The following is a 1,823-nucleotide window of genomic DNA, read 5'->3' on the forward strand; positions in this document are numbered from 1 at the left end:
TAAAACTGTAAAATTAAAATTAACTATAGATATGAAAAAGCAATTGAATATTGCTAGTCTCACATTGCTATATTGGGGACTAAAAGCACAAGAAAAAGAATTCCTTCGAGATTTCGATAAACAAAAAAACATATGCTATTTAAAAAGTCATCTAAAAGAAGTATTGCTTGGTTTTACTTTGGTACTAACATACAAAGAATTCAACCAAATTATTCCAATGCATTTAAACAATTAACTTACCTAAACATATCATTTCATGAGAAAATTATTGTTGTGTACCTTAACGGTACTATATGGTGCTATGTGCTATAGCCAATCAGGAGGCGGTACTACTCAGGGTAATTTTTTACCTGAAGTTGCTCCTCCCTCGCCAGAGGCAGCAGCCTTATCTAGATTTACAAAAGTTCCAGTGTCATATTATACAGGCTTGGCTAATGTGTCCATTCCAATTCATACTATTGCAGTGCAAGGCTTGCAAATTCCTATTAGTTTAAGTTATCATGGCCGTGGTGTCAAAGTATCAGAAGTTGCGCCAAGAACAGGGCAAGGTTGGTCGCTTACTTATGGTGGTGATATTTCCAGACAAGCCAGAGGGAAAGCAGATGATGGCGCAGGAACTTATACTTATTTTAGAAATCGTTTAGATTTTAAAACATTTTCTACAGACCTAAACACAAGGGCTAGTGTAGATAATAAAGAAGCTATAGATGCGGGTTATGATTTTTATCCAGATCAATTTACTTTTAGCGGAGGAGCAACCAGTGGTAAGTTTGTATTAGATTATGAAGATTTACAACCCATAATTCAAAGTTTTGCGGATGTAGAGATTAACTATAATAGAGAATCTACAGATTTAGGAAAAATTGTTTCTTTTGAAATAAAAGATGCCAATGGAAATATTTTTTATTACGGAGTTTCCAAAGATGGTTTACGATTTGGAAGAGATATTCAAAACTCTTCTATAGGTACCTCTATTTATTATAATGGGAATCAAGTTCCAGATGGACATGGCGCTTTTGAAGGAAATTATAGTTCTTGGAAATTAATGGATATTGAAACCCCATATGGAGAGCTGATTAGTTATACGTATTTACCAGAGAGTTTTGTACGTTACGAAAAGTCATATGATAAGCATGATCCTACAGGTACGGTTACCAATAGCGTTGGTAATGTAGGGAACTTAGACGCAATTAGTAGTAAAATTTCTAGAATAAGCACTACAGAAAATCATTTATCCAAGATTGAGTATAGCCAAGGAACGATTCATTTTGATAGAGAAATTACAGGGCGTCAGGATTATAATGGATATGCCTTAGATAAGATTCGAATTTTAGACAAAGATGGCAAACAAATCAAAGCTTTTGATTTAAACTACCGCTATACCACTAGTACAGATACAAGTAATTTATTGCCTTATATAACAGGAAACCCAACCTTATTTAGCAAGTCATTTAAACGTATGTTTTTAGACAATATTGTAGAAAAAGGACAAGATGATACAGCATTACCTCCATATGAGTTTACCTATAATGCTACAGTATTACCAAGTCGTTTTTCTACCCGTCAAGACTATTGGGGATATTATAATGGCGCAGAAAACAACGGTCCTTTTTTACGTATGTTTGACTATGGCTTTTACAAGCCAGATAGGCGTGTTCATGTAGAGAATTCCAAAGCAGGTTTATTAGAAGAGATCAAATATCCTACAGGTGGTGTTACCCGATTTACCTATGAACATAACAGAGGTATCGCACCTACTTATTTTGGTTTTGTTAAAACACCTGCAATTAATCCAAATTCAGTCACAGAAACTCAATTAAAAT

The 1,823-nt window shown here is 34.3% G+C and carries 2 protein-coding genes; both read left to right on the forward strand.

Annotated features, from left to right (window positions below; translation table 11 throughout):
* On the forward strand, nt 1-235 hold a 235-nt coding region (locus tag ACKTTC_RS12795; protein ID WP_408040232.1), incomplete at its 5' end, for a hypothetical protein.
* A gap of 21 nt (nt 236-256) precedes the next feature.
* A partial coding sequence (locus ACKTTC_RS12800; RefSeq protein WP_408040233.1) for a hypothetical protein occupies nt 257-1,823 on the forward strand: 1,567 nt, incomplete at its 3' end.

Source organism: Tenacibaculum amylolyticum, assembly GCF_964511145.1.
Taxonomy (GTDB): Bacteria; Bacteroidota; Bacteroidia; order Flavobacteriales; family Flavobacteriaceae; genus Polaribacter; species Polaribacter amylolyticum.